Source organism: Agarilytica rhodophyticola (assembly GCF_002157225.2).
Lineage (GTDB): Bacteria > Pseudomonadota > Gammaproteobacteria > Pseudomonadales > Cellvibrionaceae > Agarilytica > Agarilytica rhodophyticola.
The window spans coordinates 2751408-2773141 of the sequence record NZ_CP020038.1 but is presented as its reverse complement, the minus strand read 5'-3'; the positions used below and the strand labels follow the sequence as shown (position 1 = coordinate 2773141).

Genomic DNA, 21734 nt, shown 5'->3' with positions numbered 1-21734 from the left:
GGATACCAATAAAAATTTTAATTAAGTGCATATGCTCTTAAAGACTAAGCATATACTCTTAGTTAGAACCTGTTTTCATGTCTTTTCTTCTCTTGTTATCGGCGTTTACGCGACTTGCTGTAGACAAAGATTAAAAAAGACATCTGGCAAAATAATAACAGCGGCAAGCTTTTTCCTCAGAACAACTAATATATCAAGCTGTTACGCAGTTTTTTAAATAAAAAGAACTTAAAGGTTTTTATTTATAATAAAAAGTACTATCCACTATTATTAAGTTCCATTGCAATAATTGTTAAGCATTTCTTAGACCAATTGTGACTTTATTCTACAGGAGGATTATTACGAGGAAGATTAGGGTCGCGGCTAAAGAGCAATCCACCGCCTTTTAACCTTACAGGTTTAACAGCATTTTCTGAGGCAGTTGGACGCGGTCTAGGTGTGACACTTTCACGCCTTTCAGAGGGTAGTTCAAGTGTGATTTTTTTCTGAGCTCCACCTTTATCAGTATCATCATGTTGTGCATTAACATAATGCTCTAACGGCAAGATATTAGTGGTTGCGGCATCACGTCCCACCCTTAATACCACACGACGATTTTGTATACGGCCCTGGGCAGTATCGTTACTTACGATGGGTCGGTACTCGCCGTAACCCACCGCCGACAAACGCTCAGGATTTATCCCCTGAAAAGACATAAGATTAACGACGGAAACCGCTCTTGCTGATGATAATGCCCAATTATTTTGAAAACGCGTATTACTTATAGGTAAATTATCTGTATGACCGGCAATAGCAATGGCATTGTCATAGGGAACTAATATATCAGCCACAGATGTCAAAAGCTTTTTGGCATCTTTAGCTAACTCTGCATTGCCACTAGTAAATAGGATATTAGCATTCAATGTTATTTCTACCCACTCCTCATTGGCAAAAACACTTACCGCATCATCATCAATAAGGGAGGATAGTGATTCTTTTAGCCGCTCTGATAATTCGGTTAATTCAGCTAAATTACTATTGTTGTTAAAGCCTTCAATATCATTTGAGTCAGTGTCTTTTATACCACTATCAACAATATTAGAAAATGTAGACTCTAATGTATCCGACAATACTTTATACTTATTTTCATTAACTTGTGAAATAGAATACATCACCACAAAGAAACCAAATAATAAGGTGATAAAATCAGCGTAAGATATCAACCATCGCTCATGATTAACTTTGGTCTCAATTGGGCTGCGGCGAATCATTAATAGGCACCTCTAATGCAAATACCCACTCAACTTCATTTCGATAGATTTGGGGTTTTCACCATCAGCAATAGCAATAATGCCCTCGATAATTAACTCACGATACTGGGATTGCTGTTTAATACAAGCTCTGAGTTTATTAGCTATTGGCAATAAAAAAAGATTAGCTAAAGCAACACCGTAAATAGTGGCAACAAATGCTACTGCTATACCGGGTCCAAGCTGTGAAGGATCGGCTAAATGACGCATCACATGGATTAAACCCATAACAGCACCGATAATACCAATAGTCGGCGCATAGCCTCCCATGCTTTCATAAAATTGTACCGCGTCGTTATCTCTCTGCTCGGCAACAATAAGATCGGTTTCCATAACATGGCGAATAACATCGGGCTCACTACCATCAACTAATAGCTGCAAGCCTTTGCGTGAAAAACGATCCTTTTCCTTCTCTGAAATATTTTCTAAGCCCAATAGGCCATCTCGCCTAGCAGCAATGGCCCATGACACAACATGTTTAATGCCTTGCTTAAACTTTTGATGAGGAGGCTTTACGATCCATTTAAATAAGGATAACGCTCGTTTTAAACCGCTAACAGGTGTTTGTAGTATCGCCGCACCAAGGGTCCCGCCAAAAACAATAATCGCCGCAGGGCCATTTACCAGGGAAGACCATGAGCCCCCCTCTAGGAAATTTCCACCAAGAAGTGCAGCAAAACCAATAATAACACCAATAAAACTCAACACATCCACAGTTGTATATTCCGCCCGCGAGGAAGTAATATAGGGAACCTTTTGTTAATTAAGACGACTTAATTACAAAATTCTCGTGCGAAAATTAATTCCGCTGTACGTTAAGAGATGACAGACGAGTATGTCGACAAGGCATATTCGTCAGCTGGGTTAACATTTATTATAGAAGTTTAATTGAAAAATAACATGTTAAAGGAACCTCTGATTAACCACGAATGATTTCTGCGTGAGTCTAAAATGTGTTTAGGCAAGGCGGGCTTCGCCGCTAATGGCCGTAGCCCTTAGCAAGAAGTCCAACACAGCATAAACACATTTTAGCCACGCCCTACGGGGCTTGCAGGCGTTACCGATCTCTGTGTTGCCTCTTTTGCCAAGGTCTAGACATTGCCTGCAAGAGGCGCCTTGATCTCGGCAACGCCTGTAAGCCAGAAACTATACGAGGTTAATCAGAGGTTCCTAAACACTATCCACTATTTTCTGGGCAATATCTTTCAAGGGCAAAATGCAACTGGAAATATTAGACTTCGCCACCGCCGCCGGCATTCCGTATACAACGCAGCTGTCTTCATCTTGACTCCATATAGTTGAGCCTTTATCTTTTAACAAGCGCGCCCCTTCACAACCATCAGATCCCATACCGGTCAACACAATTCCCAGCACAGCGCTGCCATAGGCAATTGCCGCAGATGCAAAGGTAATATCAACACAAGGCTTATAGTTAACACGATTATCACCGGCGACAATTTTAATAGAGTTACCAGAACGATCGACCATCAATTGCTTACCTCCTGGCGCTACTAATACATGACCTTTTTTTAACATATCGCCATTTTCAGCTTCTTTGACCGTGAGTGGAGTCGACCTGTCAAGACGCTCAGCAAAGGCACGAGTAAAATTCTCCGGCATGTGTTGAATAATAAGAATCGGTATTGAAACCTTACCTTTTAAGCCTGTGACAATATCAGCTACTGCTACCGGCCCTCCTGTTGATGCACCTATTGCTATGAGTTTAATTTTACCTTTTAAACGCTTGCTATCATTTCTTACAATAGATCGTGTGGAGGTATCAACAAGAGGCGGTGTTCTTGGAGCAGTAATAAAAGAAGACGAACGACTAGGGGATTTTTTATACCCTCTTTGCGCAAAAACAATGAGCTTTTCGTGAAATTTTTTCTTAAAAATTGCCGAGTTTGATGACACTTCAGCAAAATTTTTATTCATAAAGTCAACGGCACCAGCATCTAGAGCGTCGAGAGTAATTTTAGCACCTTCGTAAGTCATTGAGGAAAACATAATTATCGGTGTCGGTATTTCTGCCATAATAGCTTTAACCGCAGATATGCCGTCTAAAAAAGGCATTTCGTAGTCCATCGATATTACATCAGGTTTTAGCTTTGCCGTCATATCAATCGCTTCTTGTCCGTTAGTGGCAACACCAACCACGTTCAGATCTTTGTGCTCATTGATAATATCTTTCAATCTCATTTGAAAAAAATGAGAGTCATCGACGACTAAAACACTGTATGGCACCATTTCTCCTAGGTTTAACAGTTAAGGAGTTTATCTATATGATTACTACCTATCTACTTAGAACCTATTAACAAGCCTTAAGCGGCACTGCCAACATATTCTTTTAACATACTTGGTACATCCAAAATAAGTGCTATGGTACCGTCTCCAGTAATGGTTGCTCCGGCCATTCCAGGAGTTCCCTGCAACATACGTCCAAGAGGTTTAATCACAACTTCTTCTTGACCAATAAGCTGGTCGACGACAAAACCTACTCGTTGAGTTCCAACCGAAACAATAACAACATGTCCTTCCATATCCTCAACTTGCTGTATGAAATTATTTTTCACCAACCAATTTTTCAAGTAAAACATGGGGATGGCCTTCTCACGAATGGTGATACATTCTTGCCCATCGACAATATTACTTTTCGCCAGATCCATATTAAAAATTTCGTTGACACTCACCAAGGGTAACGCAAATGTTTGATTCCCAAGCTGAATCATTAAGGTGGGCATAATTGCCAATGTCAGTGGCACTTTAATAACAAAGCGTGTGCCCTCACCTATTTTAGAACTAATCTCAATTGAGCCATTAAGCTGGGTAATTTTAGTTTTCACAACGTCCATGCCAACACCGCGACCGGAGACATCGGAAATTTCAGTTTTGGTAGAAAAGCCTGGAGCAAAAATTAAATTATAGGCCTCTACATCTGTCAGACGAGCGGCGGCATCCGAATCTAAAACACCTTTTTCTACAGCTTTATTGCGCAATGCATCCGGATCCATACCTGCACCGTCGTCGGTAATCGATAGTAAGATATGGTCACCTTCTTGTTCTGCAGCAAGCACCACTTTACCTTCTCGCGGCTTGCCTTTTTCTTCCCGGATAGTAGGTAACTCAATACCGTGATCCACAGAGTTTCTCACCAAGTGGACTAGAGGATCTGCCAATGCCTCAACGAGGTTTTTATCCAGATCCGTTTCTTCACCTTGCAACTCTAAACTAATTTCTTTTTTAAGATTACGGGCCAAGTCTCTTACAACTCTCGGAAAGCGTCCAAAGACTTTTTTGATCGGCTGCATACGTGTTTTCATGACGGCCGATTGTAGATCTCCAGTGACCACATCTAAGTTGGCAACCGCTTTTTGCATTGGTTCATCAGGACTCTCAAGTCCTAGTCGAACAAGTCGATTACGCACCAATACTAACTCACCGACCATATTCATAATATCGTCTAGGCGCTGGGTATCGACCCTAACGGTCGTTTCTGCTGGCGCTGCATTATTTTGCCCGCCTCCAGCTGGCTCCCGCTTGGGTGGTTCAGGCTTGGCCGCGGGCTCAGGAGGTTTGGCAGCCTTAGGGGGCGCTGCAACTATTTTATCTTTCTTAGCAGCAGCATCGGGCTTTGATTTGGCCGCAGGTTTAGGCTTAGCAGCAGTTTCAGGGCCTTTGCCTTTACCATGTAGCTGATCTAATAAGTCTTCGAATTCGGAGTCTGTAATAAGGTTATCGTCGCCAGATTGCTTACCAGCACCATTATTATCAGCAGAAGGCGCACTTTCAGTTTCACTCGCAGAGGGTGCAGAAGGCGCTTTACCGCTGCCATGTAACTTATCAAGTAAATCTTCAAATTCATCTTCAGTAATATCTTTATTACCATCAGCAGATGATGAGGTAGCAGGTTTATCCGCTTGAGAGGCACCTGGGCTGCCACTGCCGTGTAATTTATCGAGTAGAGCCTCGAACTCATCTTCTGAAATATCGTCGTTATCAGAATCGGCCGTTTGCGAGCTGGCTTGCGCATTTGCTCCTTCTTTTTCATCGATAGCATCGAGATATTCTTCGAATTCATCATCAGTGATATTAATTTTATCATCACTAGCAGGCTCTGCTTGCGAGCCTGCCTCAGGAGCAGGTGGCGCAGATTCCTCGTCACCGCCACCGTCATCACCATTGAGATCTTCTAAGGATACTAGACGCTCTAACTGCTTAATCAATGCCGGGTCTGCTGGTGAAGGTTCTTCACGATTGGTAATCTGTGAGAATTGGTTCGTTACCGTATCCAGCGCTTGTAACACCACATCCATTAATTCTGGTGTTACCGCCCGTTTGCCATTGCGTAAAATATCGAATAGGTTTTCTGTGATATGACAACAGTCTACCATCGCGTTCAACTGCAAAAATCCTGCACCACCTTTAACTGTGTGAAACCCGCGAAATATTGCGTTAAGTAGATCGATATCATCTGGTCGTTGTTCAAGATCGACAAGTTGCTCGGAAAGCAACTCGATTATTTCCCCCGCTTCAACTAAGAAGTCTTGAAGGATCTCTTCATCATCGCCAAAACTCATTCAGCGCTCCTCAAAACCCTAAACTAGAAAGCAAATCATCAACTTCATCTTGGCTGGACGCAACGTCCGACAACTTATCCGCATGAATTTGCGGCCCAACCCCCTCGCCAGCAGCTCGACTGTGCACATTTTCTGGCTCTAGCTTTTCGTTATCAGCAAGGCCCGTCACTTCTTCTACCTGGCATGCAATTCTCATCAGGTTAACAAGCTCTTTTTCAACATCACTTACCAGGCCAATAACTTTTTTCAATACCTGACCTGTCAAATCCTGAAAGCCTTGCTCAAGAATAATGTCTTGTAAATGTTTATTAAGTTCTTCGGTACCATCTCCCATCTTATCTAGAAATCCATCGATGCGGTCGTACAATACCTTAAATTCATCTTTATCTATTTCGCGACGCTTTAAACGCTTCCACTCTTCTTTTAATTTTGCCGACTCCTCACCTAGGTTCATTGCAATAGGAGCAGCAGCTTCTACCTTATCCATGGTTTTATCGGCAGCATCTTGAGTTAAGTTCATCACGTACTGTAAGCGGTCAGATGCATCGCTAATTTCAACATCGCTGCCTGAACCCGATGGCTGATCAAGTTCGGAGTCGACATGAAAGTTTACGATAGCGTCGTGTAAGCCTCGTGTAAGCTGTCCGACTGAGCGAAAAATATGGCTGTTACGTGCTTCAACGAGGTTGTGAATCAGCTCCGAAGCCTCGTCGTAATTATCTGCTTGTAGCTTTTCAACCAGCTGATTTGCACAATCTTGAAGACTAGCTACAAACTGCTGATCATCTTGCAATGGTTCAGTGTTTTCCATTAAGCAACCTATATGTAGTAGTTGTTAACCATCGACTCGTTCAAAAATCTTGTCGATTTTCTCTTTCAACACCTGAGCAGTAAAAGGTTTCACAACATACCCATTTACCCCAGCTTGTGCCGCCTCAATAATTTGGTCACGTTTGGCTTCCGCTGTTACCATAAGCACAGGCAACGACACGAGCTTGCCGTCAGCTCGTACCTCTTTGAGCAATTCTATCCCGGTCATGCCAGGCATATTCCAGTCGGTGACTAGAAAATCGAAATCTCCACCCCGCAACATAGGCAAAGCAGTTGAGCCATCATCTGCTTCCTGAGTATTAGTAAAGCCAAGGTCTCGCAACAAGTTTTTGATGATGCGACGCATTGTCGAAAAGTCATCAACAATGAGAATTTTCATATTTTTATCCAACACAACCTCCAAATTTCTGCTACCAGGATTTTGTCGAACAGTTCTACAATAAATGACTGCTCGTATAGGCCAGATCCCTTTACAAAAAACCAACGGCTTAGCAGACATTGATTTGCAGTTCAACGCTGTTCCTCATATCAAGTCTAGCTGCTTGTAGCCAGTCATCCAGTTTTTTAATTTGGAAATGACTTTTAGTTCCTATATAAACATCTCTCAACTTCTTATTACCCCAAAAGTTTGCACATCATTGGCGTAATATTTAAAATTTTGGGAAAGGGTTTTAATGCAGTTAAATACCTTGAAGGGAGATATGCTGATGTGTGATGATGCTATGATATCCAGTCTTTTAGTCTCGCCCGTAGACGAGCCGCAGCTTGGCTGTGTATCTGACTAATACGAGATTCTGAAACTTCAAGCACCATGCCTATTTCTTTCAAATTTAGCTCTTGTTCGTAGTATAAAGACAATACCAGCTTTTCTCGCTCGGGCAGCCCATCTATCGCCATCACTAGCGCTTCTCGCATAGCTCGCTGATGAACCTTTTCTGAGGGACCGTCAAGGGCTTCATTGTCAGAGTGCAGGATTTTACTTTCATCCTCTTCATAGGCTTCGTCAAAGCTAAACAAACGCGTAGACACGCTATCTTTGGCTATTTCATAGTACTCGTCTAAAGAGACATGCATTTCTTCGGCAATTTCAGTATCACTAGCATCACGTCCCGTTCGCTTTTCAATTGAATTAATGGCGTCTGCAACGCGTCGACTGTTACGATGCACAGAGCGCGGCGCCCAGTCCCCTCGCCTCATCTCATCCACAATCGCACCGCGAATACGAATACCTGCGTAGGTCTCAAAACTGGCGCCCTTACTACCATCATACTTCTGTGACGCTTCAATTAAGCCAATCATTCCAGCTTGTATTAAATCATCCACTTGTACCGACGAAGGCATTCGAGCCATCATGTGGTGGGCAATACGTTTTACCAGTGGCGCATACTCCTCAACCTGGATATTCGACGACCTGCTTTTGGTCTGCTCGTATACCATTAAGTTTTCAGCTGTATACCCTGTCATTAATACGCCTCAACTACATGCCGCTAGCATTCGAAGTTTGTAAAAGCCGCTCAATAAAGAACTCTAAGTGCCCACGAGGCAGCGTTTGCACTGGCCAGTCATCAACTTTTTGGGCAAGGGTTTTAATTGCACTTGCCGCCTTACTGCGGGGCGCAAACTGAATGATAGGCTGACGTTTCTGAATAGCCTTGCGGACATTTTCATCAAAGGGAATATTGCCCATGTACTGCAAAGAAGCATCGATAAAACGCTCACAAACGGTATTCAGTTTAGAAAATAGGTTTATACCTTCCTGATTACTGCGCGTCATATTAGCAACGACACGAAAGCGAAAGATATCGTATTCAGCATTGAGCAATTTTATTAATGCATATGCGTCTGTAATCGATGAGGGCTCGTCACAGACAACGACGATCACCTCCTGCGCGGCACTAACAAAACTTACTACGGTATCGGATATACCAGCGGCAGTATCGATAATCAGAGCATCTAACTGATCACTGAGTTCGCTGAAAGCATGGATTAGCGCAGCATGCTCCTGAGGAGTTAAACTCGCCATTTGCTGAATACCCGACGATGCAGGCACTACTTTTATGCCTCCAGGGCCATTGATCATAACATCTCGTAAACTATGGCTACCATCTAACACATCAGCAATCGTATGTTGAGCTTGTAAACCGAGTAAGACATCGACATTAGCTAAACCCAAGTCAGCATCCATAAGCACGACACGACGACGTAATTGCGCCAAAGCAATACTTAAATTAACAGATAAATTAGTTTTACCAACGCCACCTTTACCACCAGTAACAGCGATAACTTTGATTGGGTGATGTAATGTCATATACGGCTCACAATAGAATGTATTTTCTATAACTATTTAAACTATCATTTTATAAAAAATGTATTTTCAACTATTAAAATCACTTTTTTAGATCTTGATAATTTTTATCTTTTAATGTTTATAATAAAATATATTTAGATAATGCTGATGCAGTTTCATCGTTTGGGTATGGCGCCCCACACAACAAAAAAAACGCAAACTGATTTCTTAATTTTAGCAAAACTCGCCACTTTTTCTCCCTCGTCTTTATAGCTTTCCTCTGTATGGATAAGGTCAAGCAGAATGTTCGCCAGATAATGCCTGGGTTTTAACAACTTTAATTGCCTTTGCCACTAACCCATGGGCGCTAGCTTGCGTAATATCTTTTGGAATATTCTGTCCATCGGTAGTGTAAGCAATGGGAAGATTCTCTTTAATAACAACACTTAATGCTTCACCGATACTTGCCGACTCATCAAGTTTTGTTAACACACAGGCGTATAAGCCACGGGAACCTTTATGAGCATGAAGTGATGCTTTCATGGTGGCAGTTTGACTGTTACATGACACAACTAATACACGATGGATACTCGGGCTTGATTCTAATTGTGCAAGTTGAGATTTTAAAAGTGGATCACCTAGACGAAAACCTGCTGTATCAATCAGTATGAGTGGGAACTGCCGTAAAGATGCTAATACCGAGAGTAAGCTATTTTCCGAATCCACGACTTTAACAGGAACATTAAGAATCTTTCCCATAGTACGTAGTTGGTCAAATGCGCCCACTCGATAAGTATCGGTAGTAACAAGAGCCACTTTGCCCGCACCGTGACGCAACACATATTGTGCCGCAAGCTTAGCAATAGTAGTGGTCTTGCCGACACCAGTCTGCCCTAAAAAAGCGTAGATACCAGGGCGATCCAGAATACTTTGTTGACAGATCGGCAAACGCTTAGATAACAAGCCCACACATTCTCGCCACGCTTGGTTTGCCCTTAATTGATGTCCAATTCCTGCTACCAGTTCATCCACTAATTCTTCACTCAAACCTAACTTGCTTAAATGTTTTGTCACTACAGTAAAATGGTTGGGCAATGTCACTTGTTGCGGGGCGTAAACCGTTGTTAGTTGTTGGCGGTTATCTGACATTTGCCAGAGTTGCTGCTCTAACAACATACGCATATCTGCAATATCATTTTTTAACGACTCTAATTGTTGTTTTTCTTCTTGGGTCACAGTGCTTAGAGTTTCAGAGAAGCTTTCACGTCCGTTAACAGACGCTGTACTATTTGTCAGCGGCTCAAACGACAGTGTTGGTTTTGTCGCACTTTGAGCATGAAGATTTTGATTAATATCTACCTGCTGTTGGGCCTGCTGCTGAGCTTTTCTTTTTGCAGCAAACATTTTCTCGCGCGCTATTTCTATCTCTTTTGCTAGTTGCTCAGGCGACTTAGATGAGAACTGTTCAGCATTATGCTCAGTGGTACCGCCATAAAATGCCGCAGCTTTTTCTATACCAGCTTGCTCTTGCCATGCTTCGTCACTGGAGAAAGCAGTGTCAACGTCTGCGTCAAATTTCTGACCAAACTGGCGACGAGATTCGATTCCTCTGGTAGGTAAATCTGGCTCTAAGGATGTGACAATTTCTACACCTTTACTCAAGCGCTTACTGGATAGAATAACAGCTTCAGGCCCTAACTCTTGCTGCACTAATTCCAGTGCTCGAGTCATTGTTGGAGCAACAAATCGCTTAACAAGTTTATTTGTATTATCTGTCTTCATCCATATACTCCCACGTTGTTCATGTAGGCCCAGTTATTGGGTATTAGCTTATTGAGTGTCAACGCGATGGTTTAGTATTTAAAACTTCGTCACCAACACTTGCTTCAATGGTAATTTGCTTGTTGTCCGGCACTTCGTTATATGCCAATACATGCATATCTCGAATATTGAATTGCACAAACTGATATAACAAATGACGTATTGGTGCGGATACTAACAACACAATTACTTTACCCTTGATTTCTTGTTGCTTAGCCGCATTTACCAAAGCATTATTTAATCGCTCTGCCAACTGCGGTTCGATAAATGCATTTTCACCCGCGCCAGCTTTTTGTGCTTGCTGTACTGACTGAAGCAACAACTGTTCCAGCGCGGAATCCAAAGTAATAACTGGTAAGTTATTTTCTTGTCCTACAATGTTCTGAACAATCTGACGGGAAAGTGCGGCACGAGCAATCGCGGTAAGAGTATTAATATCAGAGTTTTTACTTGCATTAGCTGCCAACGCTTCGGCAATAGTGCGCATGTCACGAATGGGAACTTGTTCTTTTAACAATGACTGTAAGGTTTTAAGTAACTGATTAATACCAATAGTATTGGGTATTAACTCTTCCACCAACTTAGGCGATTTTTCCGCGAGTAAATCCAACCATTTTTGCACTTCTTCATGGCCGAGTAACTCATGGGTATGTGCCTGAATAATTTGGTTAAGATGGGTAGCAACAACAGTACTGGGATCAACCACAGTATAACCTAGGGTTTGTGCCTGATCTTTCTTACTCTCATCAATCCATACCGCTTCCAAACCAAACGCAGGATCAACAGTCTTAACACCATCGAGCTTACCAAATACCTGCCCTGGATTAATCGCTAAAAATTTATCGGGAAAAACCTCTCCTTCTCCCACCATCACCCCCATCAAAGTAATGCCATAAGCGCTTGGGAGCAGGTCTAGGTTATCGCGGATATGGACGGCTGGAATAAGAAAACCCAGATCCTGCGACAGTTTTTTACGAACGCCCTTAATGCGCCCTAATAGCTCGCCATTTTGTGATTTATCTACCAAAGGGATAAGACGGTAACCGACCTCCAGACCAATGATGTCAACTGGCTGAACATCATTCCAACTCACTTCACTTTGCTCCGCAGGCGCTGGACTCGCGTGGTTTTCAAGTGCTGGTGCAGGGCTGACATTGCCACCAATGTCTTTAGCATGTGGTTCGCCACCTATTTTTTTACCAACAAAGCCTCCTTCTTCAACCACCTCTACTTGCTTACGGTAATGGATGTAGTAAGCCAAAAAAGCACAGATAATTGCTAATCCTAAGAAAGGAATATGGGGCATTCCTGGAATAATCCCCATTAAAAATAAGATCGCAGCGGCTACCGCTAGAGCTTTCGGAGATTCAAACATCTGCGAAAGTACTTGGCGATTCATATCTTCAGAGCTGTTAACACGGGTTACCATAATTGCCGCCGCGACAGACAGCAAAAGGGAAGGAATTTGAGCTACTAATCCATCACCAATAGTTAACAGCACGTATTTTTGCGTAGCATCGGCAAACTCGAGGTCGTGCTGCGCCATACCCACAGCAAGTCCACCGACAATATTGATAATAAGAATTAAAATACCGGCAATAGAGTCACCGCGCACAAATTTACTTGCGCCATCCATAGCACCGTAAAAATCAGCTTCTGCCGCCACATCAGCGCGGCGAGTTCTGGCTTCATCTTGATCGATAATACCAGCATTGAGGTCGGCATCTATAGCCATCTGCTTGCCAGGCATGGCATCCAGAGTAAAACGCGCACTCACCTCTGAAATCCGCCCAGCACCTTTAGTTACGACAACAAAGTTGATAATAATGAGGATAATAAACACCACTAGACCTACCGCATAATTACCACCAATCACAACTTCACCAAAAGCTTGTATAACCTTGCCAGCAGCGTCACCACCTTCATGCCCACGCAGTAACACCACCCTGGTGGAGGCAACGTTTAAAGCCAAACGCAGTAAGGTAGCAATTAGCAAAATGGTAGGAAATACAGCAAAATCTAGTGGACGCAAGGCGTACACAGCTACTAAAAGAACAACTATAGATAAAGCAATATTAAAAGAAAAAAATGCATCCAACATGAAAGGAGGCAGAGGTAACATCATCATACCAAGCAGCATTAATAGCAGTATTGGTACACTCAAATTACCTCGGCTTAAACCTTTAACATTTTGCCAAGCATTGTCTGCGGACATGCTTGCAGGTAAGGATTTTAAATGTTGGAAAAAAGGTTCAGCCATATCTTTCTCTGTAAAAGTCATTTTATTGACGCATACGGGCGGTATTCCCTACTTTTACAAAACCTATCGCAAAATCTATACCTGACTTTTTATTTATTATGACCAAAGGCTTCCTGCCTTTGGGTCATAAGTCATCGCCAAATGCTTTACGCAAAAGTGTGATTTTGCTGGCATTGGACGATTCGCATTGGCCTAAGGCCAATGAGCAAGCCATCCCTGGCTTGCATTTTTATTTATTATGACGAAAAGCTTCATGCTCCTACCTCAACCGCAACTCAAGTTATCGCGATGTTATTGATTGCTGATATGAAAAAACGAATAGTTAAGTGCAACTAATTGGGTGCGACAAAAGTCTATAAATTGAGGTAAACTACGACAACAAGAGATAGATATAACAGGCTATATAATATATATCTATGTCAGCACAGGGTTACGCTCAAAAAAATTATAAACCTGGAGGTGATAGCCATGTCTTATGTAAAATTCACACCGGTGGTGAGTTTGTTACTGCTGATGGCGACTCAAGTGGTAGCGGTAAACATCGAAGAGCCTCTACCCGATCAAAATCAAAATATTATCGTGGAAGATGTCGATGTATTGGCATTAAATAGTGAAATTAAAACGCTCCTCGATGAAAAAATTAAAGTTCTCCCCAGCAAAAGACAACGCCTCCTAGCTCTACACACTCTCCTCTATGATCCCGCCCAATACAATATTCGATATAATGCATATTTCACAGCGTCAGCCATAGAAACATTCTATAACGGTTCTGGCAACTGTATTTCATTGGCCAATTTATTTATCGCTACCGCACGATATGTAGGAATAAGGGCCCGTTATCAAACAGTAAACCTTGAGCGTCAATGGCGCCGACGCGACGGCTTTTATGAAGTGCCAGGGCACGTTAATGTGGTGGTCAGTTTACCTCGGGCGAAAGTTCTGGTGGAGTTCAACCAAGCTTATTTTGACCAGATTGGCGATAGCAAAGTGGTATCAAAAATGATTACAGATGCCCAAGCAAAAGCTGAATATTATAATAACTTGGGAGTCGCCTACCTCAATCAGAAAAAATACTCTATGGCCGTCGCCTACTTTAAAAAATCGATCAAAACACATAAAAAACTTGATTTTGTATGGTCGAATTTAGGCGTGGCATACAAACGTTTGGGTGATTTCAAAGCTGCAGAAGAAGCCTACTTAGCAGCATTGAAATACAACTCCAAGAATAGATCCGCTATCGGTAATATTTATATCCTCTATTCAGAGTTAGGGGATGAAACCAAGTCTCAGGCATATGCCAAAAGAGCCGAAAAATATGCACGCAAGAACCCTTACTACTTGGAAAAATTAGCCAACACTGAGCTAGAAGCCAAACGATATGACAAGGCCGTGGCTTTATTTAAGGCTGCAATTAAAATTCACAAATTAGAACCAGATTTTTACCACGGCTTAGCTGTCGCGTACTATTATGAGAATGATATAGAGAATTCTAAAAAAGCACTTAGGAAGTCTATGGAATTAGCTGAGTCAGAAGAATACAAACTTCGCTATCAACGCAAGTTAAATGCGTTAGCAGGTGCGCACTGATGTGTTATTAGAACGCCAAAAAGGACAAAAAAAGGACATTTAAGCTAAAAAAAAGACAGCAAAAACACCTATTTATGCTTTGAGAGTTTTGTCAGATAAGAGTTTACGTTAAACTTAGAAAATATAGTCTGCTCGAAAATAACTGTTTGTTCTCAGTTGCAAACGGGGCAAATACATCTGGAGAAACTTTTACATGGGAAAACCTGAAATCAGTCTTTATTATCATCCCACCACAACGGTTTATATAGACGATAATAGAGATTTTCTAAATTCATTAACCCTAAAGTCAGAACCAGCTGTATTCAAGCTTTTCAGCGATCCTCATGAAGGTCTTGCCTATGTGGAATCGCAGTTCAAACTTAGCGAAAACTTTAGTAAAGGCGAACCACTTTCTCCTGATATTAATACGCCTAGTAAATTGGTTTTACCTCAAAATCAAATCTGCAGAAAGCTAGATACGTTGAACCGCTTTGCCGAACCATCGGTAATAGTTGTGGATTTCAGTATGCCACAGCTTAACGGTCTCGATCTGTGTTCACAGATATCAAGCCCTAATGCAAAAAAGATACTGCTAACCGGCGTTGCTAACGAAAAGCAAGCAATACATGCATTGAATTGTGATTTGATAGACTTCTATATTGGTAAAAGTGAAGAAGAGCTGACCACTCGACTAACATCAATTGTTAGCACGTTAAATAACCGTTATTTTACCGATTTAATGCCACTTTCCAGCCACGATGCCAAACAGCAAATCCCCTTCCTCTACGATTCGGATTTTGCCGACTATTTTGAGCAATTATGCGAGGATCTGGGCGCAATTGAGTACTATTACGTTACTAATCCTGGGGGATTTTTACTGATCGATAAATTTGGGACAATTAGTCGCCTTATCGTTTTGACGCAGGATGAGTATCGTAATTCAATCAAGGAAGTACAAGAAAAGGGAGCTTCTAGCGATTGCATAAGCACCCTTGAAGAACACAGTCATGTGCCATTCTTTCAAAATGAAGATGGTGTTTTTGATGAAAAAAGACTCGAAGCGTGGAGCCAAAATATCTATCCGATTCAACGTATTAATGGCAACCAGGAATACGTCTGCGCATTACTTGAGAAAAGGTTTAAAAGCTTGACCTGCTATCAGGACTATATAGAAATGCCCTCTAACAGGCTGCATTAAGCTTTAATCACTTTAATATAGGCGCAACCAAGCATGGCCAAAAGTCATATAGTTTTTGATCCCGATAGTGATATCGACACGGTATCGGCCACATTCGCGCATAATATTTCAACGCCTTTAACAATTGCTCAACTCAATGCCGACCTACTCAAGCAATATTTTGAGGCGATCATGCAAACGCTAGAGACAAAGAATTGTGAGGCGATACCTGAGCATTTACGGCCTGCGATAGAAAAAGCCCCCGAGCTGATCTATAGCAATTTAGAAAGTATCCAACGTACATTAGTCCAGTACAAAAGTTATCTCAACGCTCAGCACAACAAGGCGAATGACAAAGGTGCAGCAAAACAAGAGTCTGTCGCCTTACCCCGCGAAGGTAACTACCGGATTCTGTTAGTAGACGACGAAGATATCCACCATGATATTGGTGAAGCTGCTCTGGGCTCCAGCCACACGATCACCCATGCACTTAGCGGTCGCCTGGCACTTAAAGAGTGCCAATCGTCCACATTTGATATCATTTTAATGGATATACAAATGCCAGAGCTAGCAGGCCCTCAGACAGTTGAACAACTTAGAAGCTTTATCAATAAAAATACTTTAATTATTGGTTTAAGCAATATGCCAATCCATTCTCAACGTGAAGAATTAATACGGTGTGGATTTAACGGTTTTCTCGACAAACCACTAAAACGCGACTCATTTAATGATTTAATAGCGTCTTTGACGAATTGATGCAGTTATTGTGCATGCATCCAATACAAGAGCTACTTATTTAAGCTAAAACATTAAAATAGAAAGATATACGTTAAGAAGATTGTGAAACCACTACCCATATTAAGTACATTAGCCACCACGCTCATCGCTATTAGTGACATTAGTTACGCCAACGATGAGCTAAAGCTAGAAGAACTAATTGTTACAGCACAAAAGCGCAATGAAAACCTGCTTCAGGTACCAGTTTCAGTTCAACTCTTTGACAGTAAGTTTCTTGAAAGTTCAAATATTAGAGGCCTAGGCGACATAGAGTTTGCAACCCCCTCCTTAAATTTTGGTCAGGGAGGAAGAAAGACACGAGGAGAAATTGCTATACGAGGTGTGGGTGACTTCTCACGTAATATTGGCGTTGACTCGCGTGTCGTAGTTTATATAGACGATGTACCTCTTGGTCGCTCTTCAGCCTTTGATTCAAGTTTAAGTGATATTAAACAAATCGAAGTATTAAAAGGCCCTCAAGGAACCTTATTTGGCGCCAATACTATCGCCGGTGCAGTTAATATTATTACAGCAGCACCTAAGGAAGAATTTAGCAACACAATCCGTGTAGAAGCAGGCAATTTCAATCATCATCGTTTAACGCTGCAATCAGATATACCCATTAACGAAAAAGTGCTCACCAGCATTCAATTAAATACAATTGAAACTGATGGTTTTATTGAAAACATTACACTTAATCGCAAGTTACAAGGGACCAATTTAGATTCTTCAAGACTAAAGGTACAGTTGTTACCCAATGATAAGTTGACATTAACCGCCAACTTCGATTGGCTGCAAGATCAAGCGAATCGACTTAATGCAGTAGCGATTGCGGATGATCCCACTTTTCGAGGTTTTAGTCTCACACCAAACCCAAGACAGGTAGCCCATAATGCGCCAGAGTTTGAGCGCCGTAAAATCTGGGGAGGATCACTTAACTCTTCCTATGATTTCGATTCCAACTTTCAGTTTATATCTATAACGGCTTATCGACGGAGTGAGTACCAGGAGTTAAGCGAAGAAGACTATTCTCCTCTACCCGCAATTTTTACAGTATTTGATGAGGCATTTGAGCAGTGGACACAGGAATTTAGGCTTGTATCCGACCGTTACGAGAAGTTCGACTTCGTTATTGGCTCATTCATTTCATATCAAGAAATTGAAACTCAACGCGGCTCGACACAGTTAGAAGCAACAGGTGGTTTGTCATCTGTTCAAACACCAGGAATGTTGGAAAATCAATCGCTATCTTTATATGCTCATGGTAACTACCGCATTACACCAATAATAGAACTTACGGCAGGGGCAAGGCTACAAAGCGAGAAAAAAGATCTCACGTACTCCATCCAAGATACAACCGGGCTTTTTACTAATGGCAGTATTGTAGACGATGAAACGTTTACGACTTTTTTACCTAAAATTGGTATTAATTTTCATTTAAGCGAAAATGGTTTACTTTATTCCAGTATTTCTAGGGGCGCGAAAAGCGGTGGCTGGAATGCCGACTTTGTCACCTCACTGGAAGATATAAATTTTGATCAAGAGTTTGCAACAAGCTATGAGCTGGGCTACAAGGCCGAATTCTTGGATCGCAGATTGAGAGTTGACACAACGGCTTTCCTAACCAAGTTTAATGACTTCCAGGTTTTTCAGTTTGCTCTAGCAGATGGAGCTACCACTCTATTGTTAACCAATGCAGGTGAAGCAACTACCCAAGGTATTGAACTTGACACTCGCCTCAGTGTGAATAGGTATGTGGACTTCTCATTCAATGCTACATTCCTAAATGCACAGTTTGACGAGTTTAAAAATGGCAATCGTGCGGGCGACGATTTCTCGGGCAATGATTTACCAAATTCACCTGAACTTAAGGTCTATTCTGCGATAGATGTTCTCTACCCAGTTATGGGAAATAGTGAACTGAGCTTTCATTTAGACTACAGCTACTCTGATGATTACTTCTCTAATCCTGATAACTCAGATGCATTCGCATTAGATAGTTTTTATACCTTAAACGCTAATCTTGGCTTAAATCTGGGGGATCAGTGGACTTTCTCATTATGGGGCAAAAACCTTACAGATGAGCTTTATTTAAGAAGTCGTGGACTATCTTTTGCGCAGATTCCTAGAGGCTTCTATGAAGCCCCTAGAACTTATGGCTTAACAATAAAATATACTCAGTAGATGATAAGAAAGGTTGTTATCAGTCTCTAACCTGCAAGCGGCTTGTTGACGTGGTCTTTTTTATTTGTATATGAAGACTTAATAGAAGCTACATTATCGTTGTAGACAGCTATTGACAGGGGAAATTTAAAAATAAACTCACTTCCGGCACCTTCGATACTGCGAACATCGATTTGCGCATGATGTTCGTCAGCAATGCGCTTAATAGCCTGCATACCAATGCCACTGCCAAGCTCTTTGTTGCTACTTACATCGTCCCATAGTTTCGCAATCAGTTCTTTAGACATTCCCGCCCCTGTATCGGTGATTGACAAACACACATGATTTTCTGTCTGCCAAGTAGAAATTGTTAAAACCAGACTCTCACCATAACGACGCGCTTCCATCGCGTTTTTTACAAGATTAATAACGAGAATTTTCAGATCATCCGCATCCCCCATTATTTTCGGAATATCTGAAAAAGCATAATGAATATCATCGATACCTTGGCTAAACAAAAATACACTATCCTTTACCACATCAGGTAAAGACAGAGGCTGCACCTTACGTTTGCGCTCGCCTTTCAATATCCCAGCCATAGTAGCAATCAAACGAGAGCCCCGCTCAACTTGCTCTAATACAATGTTTTTTTGCTTTTCCTTGTCATAGATATCGTTAGACAAAACCCCATCGATAATAGCCAGAGGCGCTTTGATATCGTGATGATAATGGTTCATTACACCAAGCATTGATAGTGTTTTCTTGGCTTGCCCTAGCTGCGTTTGCATTTCTTCCAAGCGATCAATTCTATGAAAATGCTGCCCTAGCTCCACCTGTAACCATTCAAACAAGCGAATATCGTCGTAACGATAGTAGGAATGTCCAAATAGTGGGCCCATCATCACAATCGCCATCACATGACTGTCATGCTTAACGCAAAAACTCAGCATAGCTTGCTTTTTATTAAGTGCCGGCTGAATTTCAGTTTGCGCCTCGTCGGTCATGATAAAGCCATTAAAACCCGAGCAGCACAACACAAATGAATCATCACCATCAATAATAGAAACTCTATTATCAGCTTTAAACGCCCCAACGGTTGAAGTTGTGGTATTAGCATCTGGCTTCACCAGCAAAACAGAATAATTATTAATCTTAACAACCTGAAGAAGATAGTAATCTAACGTATTAACAAGAGCGTCTAAATTGACACACTCATTGAGCGCATGTTGCAGCTTTAACAGAGTTTCATCAAAATCATAACTATCACTGGCAAAAAGACGTCGCGTATTAGGCAATACAAACTGAAGAACTCTGGGATAAAGCTCCAACGCAAAAACCATACACATTATAAAAACAATAATTTTGCCAGACGACTCGTTAATAGGTTCGAGAAAAGACGTGAATTTGAAACAGCACCAGACGGTAATACCGAGCAATAGTCCTCTTGCAATACTAACACCCAACGCAGAGCGCAAGTCCATAAGGTGATGCTGGAGGGTAGAATAAAATAATAGGCCAACAAATAGTATATGCGCTAGCGAACTCATATACTTGGACAAATAAAAGTGGTGAGGCATAAAAAAGATATTAGACATGCCGGCAATAAAGCTTACACTAATAGTGATCAACAACCACTTAACCCGCTGTTTCTCCCTGTTTGTAGCAGAGCGATAGCAAATAATAGATAAACCTATAGCACCGGCAAAGCTCCACAAAAAGCACGCAATAAAGGCATAGTAAATAGCGTCAATTTTGGGCAAGTAACCTGAATCTGTCGCTGTCAGAACCGAGGGAAAAACAAACACATTAGTGATACACAGCAACAAGCTAAAAGCAAATGCTGGAATAATAATAACATTGAGAAAGAACTGAGAGCGCCCCCCTACCAGACGCCATGTAAGCAAGGCGAAGCAAGGCGGAATCAAAAACATTCCCCATCGCAAAACCCCGAATACCACACTCAAAATATCTATATTATTAAGAGAGCTAAGTGCATATAGCTCTAGCGACCACGCACTTGCGCTAAATAAAATGTAAGCAAGAGCCTTGGCTGCAAGATTATCTCGTTTTCGAATGGCAATGATACCTAATACAATATCCACCAACGCTGTAATTAGGTACTGGTTCATTAATGAAATTGTCCACACTTAGATTGCGCTAGTCGCTTAGAACGTGACATTATAAGCTTTCTCGCTCGCTCCACATCTGTGCATGCCATTAATACTGTTTCGAAGTTAAGATGTGGATACGCCTTTACATCTGAAATGGTTTTACAGTAGAACATTTTATAAAAGTTAACATGCTCAGGGCGAACAGCAATAACAACATTTTGCACATTGTACTTGTAGGTTTCCTCAACAATAGATGAAAACAGCATCAGTCTCGCATGCTTGCCGCCATACCTCTGAAAACGGGGATCTACAACAAATTTATTGACTTCGACAAAAGGAACGTCCAGCCCAATATTTTGAGCTAACTCTTGTTTGAAGATCTCCATACAGGGAATAGGTATATTCTCTTTAGGATCATATCTGCACGCACGTATAGATGCCATAGCCTTACCATTTCGATACATTAGGTATGATGTGCAATTGGGCAGAGCATCATAACTATCTATAAATTTTTCAGAGTTATTCCTATTTATATATCCTTCGCTGCTATAACTTCGATACCGCATCGAGTATACCCTGTCTAGCATTGGTCCTGTTGCGGCAAGCATATTATAATCAATTTGCTGTACATTCGGATATTGCTGTATGGATTTCAGTAACATCTTAATACCCCTAAAGCTATTTTTATTTTAAATTGGCGCCAGTGATTTATTGAGAAGAGCAAAAAATTGTCGTCTGCACCCTAGTGAACAGGGTCATGTTCGGATATACTTCCCGAAATCTTCAAAATCCATCCATTTTCATATAAAGAAAAGACTTAATATTCCAAAACCTTCTTTAATGGAGTGCATCAGATACATCACATGAGCTTCTAG

Annotated in this window: 16 protein-coding genes; 4 read left to right on the top strand and 12 right to left on the bottom strand. The window is 41.6% G+C overall.

The genetic code is table 11. The features are described from left to right. Positions 1-320 precede the first annotated feature (320 nt). From BVC89_RS11790 to flhA, 10 genes are all read right to left on the bottom strand, one after another. Positions 321-1250, bottom strand: coding sequence for a flagellar motor protein MotB (locus BVC89_RS11790; RefSeq protein WP_086931376.1), 930 nt, complete (start codon positions 1248-1250; stop codon positions 321-323). Positions 1251-1262: 12 nt separating this feature from the next. Then, positions 1263-2003 (bottom strand): flagellar motor protein, encoded by a 741-nt coding sequence (locus BVC89_RS11785; protein WP_086931375.1) that lies wholly within the window; start codon positions 2001-2003, stop codon positions 1263-1265. A gap of 456 nt (positions 2004-2459) precedes the next feature. After that, the gene (locus BVC89_RS11780; RefSeq protein WP_086934599.1) at positions 2460-3533 is read right to left on the bottom strand and encodes a protein-glutamate methylesterase/protein-glutamine glutaminase; all 1074 of its coding nucleotides are present in this window, start codon (positions 3531-3533) and stop codon (positions 2460-2462) included. A gap of 77 nt (positions 3534-3610) precedes the next feature. Continuing rightward, positions 3611-5866 (bottom strand): chemotaxis protein CheA, encoded by a 2256-nt coding sequence (locus tag BVC89_RS11775; RefSeq protein ID WP_086931374.1) that lies wholly within the window; start codon positions 5864-5866, stop codon positions 3611-3613. A 10-nt stretch (positions 5867-5876) separates the two neighbouring features. Then, the gene (locus BVC89_RS11770) at positions 5877-6677 is read right to left on the bottom strand and encodes a protein phosphatase CheZ (protein WP_086931373.1); all 801 of its coding nucleotides are present in this window, start codon (positions 6675-6677) and stop codon (positions 5877-5879) included. A 24-nt stretch (positions 6678-6701) separates the two neighbouring features. Continuing rightward, the gene (cheY, locus tag BVC89_RS11765) at positions 6702-7088 is read right to left on the bottom strand and encodes a chemotaxis response regulator CheY (RefSeq protein WP_086934598.1); all 387 of its coding nucleotides are present in this window, start codon (positions 7086-7088) and stop codon (positions 6702-6704) included. A 329-nt stretch (positions 7089-7417) separates the two neighbouring features. Beyond that, a complete protein-coding gene (locus BVC89_RS11760; protein ID WP_086934597.1) occupies positions 7418-8134 on the bottom strand; it encodes an RNA polymerase sigma factor FliA in 717 nt (238 codons plus the stop codon). Between the two features lie 40 nt (positions 8135-8174). Next, positions 8175-9005: a MinD/ParA family ATP-binding protein gene (locus BVC89_RS11755; protein ID WP_086931372.1), complete on the bottom strand. Its 831-nt coding sequence runs from the start codon at positions 9003-9005 to the stop codon at positions 8175-8177. 273 nt (positions 9006-9278) lie between these two features. Then, complete coding sequence (gene flhF / locus BVC89_RS11750) at positions 9279-10766, bottom strand: flagellar biosynthesis GTPase FlhF (protein WP_086931371.1); 1488 nt, start codon at positions 10764-10766, stop codon at positions 9279-9281. Positions 10767-10824: 58 nt separating this feature from the next. Further along, positions 10825-13065, bottom strand: a complete 2241-nt coding sequence (gene flhA, locus BVC89_RS11745) for a flagellar biosynthesis protein FlhA (RefSeq protein ID WP_086934596.1) — start codon at positions 13063-13065, stop codon at positions 10825-10827. 468 nt (positions 13066-13533) lie between these two features. On the opposite strand from flhA, the gene BVC89_RS11740 reads away from it, so the two are divergent. The 4 genes from BVC89_RS11740 (at position 13534) to BVC89_RS11725 (ending at position 18769) form a co-directional block, all read left to right on the top strand. After that, a complete protein-coding gene (locus BVC89_RS11740) occupies positions 13534-14652 on the top strand; it encodes a transglutaminase-like domain-containing protein (RefSeq protein ID WP_086931370.1) in 1119 nt (372 codons plus the stop codon). A 193-nt stretch (positions 14653-14845) separates the two neighbouring features. Further along, complete coding sequence (locus BVC89_RS11735; protein ID WP_086931369.1) at positions 14846-15829, top strand: response regulator; 984 nt, start codon at positions 14846-14848, stop codon at positions 15827-15829. Between the two features lie 33 nt (positions 15830-15862). After that, a complete protein-coding gene (locus BVC89_RS11730) occupies positions 15863-16564 on the top strand; it encodes a response regulator (RefSeq protein WP_086931368.1) in 702 nt (233 codons plus the stop codon). A gap of 84 nt (positions 16565-16648) precedes the next feature. Beyond that, positions 16649-18769, top strand: a complete 2121-nt coding sequence (locus BVC89_RS11725; protein WP_158657887.1) for a TonB-dependent receptor — start codon at positions 16649-16651, stop codon at positions 18767-18769. 26 nt (positions 18770-18795) lie between these two features. On the opposite strand, the gene BVC89_RS11720 is transcribed toward BVC89_RS11725, so the two are convergent. Together BVC89_RS11720 and BVC89_RS11715 are read right to left on the bottom strand one after the other, a co-directional pair. Beyond that, on the bottom strand, positions 18796-20877 hold the full coding sequence (locus BVC89_RS11720; protein WP_086931366.1) for a sensor histidine kinase: 2082 nt from the start codon (positions 20875-20877) through the stop codon (positions 18796-18798). Further along, entirely contained in the window at positions 20877-21521 is a 645-nt protein-coding gene (locus BVC89_RS11715) for an N-acyl amino acid synthase FeeM domain-containing protein (protein WP_086931365.1), read from the bottom strand. The genes BVC89_RS11720 and BVC89_RS11715 overlap by 1 nt, the downstream gene beginning before the upstream one ends. Positions 21522-21734: the final 213 nt, after the last annotated feature.

What these genes read in the sequence shown, in the direction of transcription:
- BVC89_RS11790 (WP_086931376.1), bottom strand. Translation starts at nt 1,250, where the DNA reads ATGATTCGCCGCAGCCCAATTGAGACCAAAGTTAATCATGAGCGATGG.
- BVC89_RS11775 (WP_086931374.1), bottom strand. Translation starts at nt 5,866, where the DNA reads ATGAGTTTTGGCGATGATGAAGAGATCCTTCAAGACTTCTTAGTTGAA.
- BVC89_RS11770 (WP_086931373.1), bottom strand. Translation starts at nt 6,677, where the DNA reads ATGGAAAACACTGAACCATTGCAAGATGATCAGCAGTTTGTAGCTAGT.
- BVC89_RS11760 (WP_086934597.1), bottom strand. Translation starts at nt 8,134, where the DNA reads ATGGTATACGAGCAGACCAAAAGCAGGTCGTCGAATATCCAGGTTGAG.
- BVC89_RS11755 (WP_086931372.1), bottom strand. Translation starts at nt 9,005, where the DNA reads ATGACATTACATCACCCAATCAAAGTTATCGCTGTTACTGGTGGTAAA.
- flhF (WP_086931371.1), bottom strand. Translation starts at nt 10,766, where the DNA reads ATGAAGACAGATAATACAAATAAACTTGTTAAGCGATTTGTTGCTCCA.
- flhA (WP_086934596.1), bottom strand. Translation starts at nt 13,065, where the DNA reads ATGGCTGAACCTTTTTTCCAACATTTAAAATCCTTACCTGCAAGCATG.
- BVC89_RS11740 (WP_086931370.1), top strand. Translation starts at nt 13,534, where the DNA reads ATGTCTTATGTAAAATTCACACCGGTGGTGAGTTTGTTACTGCTGATG.
- BVC89_RS11735 (WP_086931369.1), top strand. Translation starts at nt 14,846, where the DNA reads ATGGGAAAACCTGAAATCAGTCTTTATTATCATCCCACCACAACGGTT.
- BVC89_RS11730 (WP_086931368.1), top strand. Translation starts at nt 15,863, where the DNA reads ATGGCCAAAAGTCATATAGTTTTTGATCCCGATAGTGATATCGACACG.
- BVC89_RS11720 (WP_086931366.1), bottom strand. Translation starts at nt 20,877, where the DNA reads ATGAACCAGTACCTAATTACAGCGTTGGTGGATATTGTATTAGGTATC.
- BVC89_RS11715 (WP_086931365.1), bottom strand. Translation starts at nt 21,521, where the DNA reads ATGTTACTGAAATCCATACAGCAATATCCGAATGTACAGCAAATTGAT.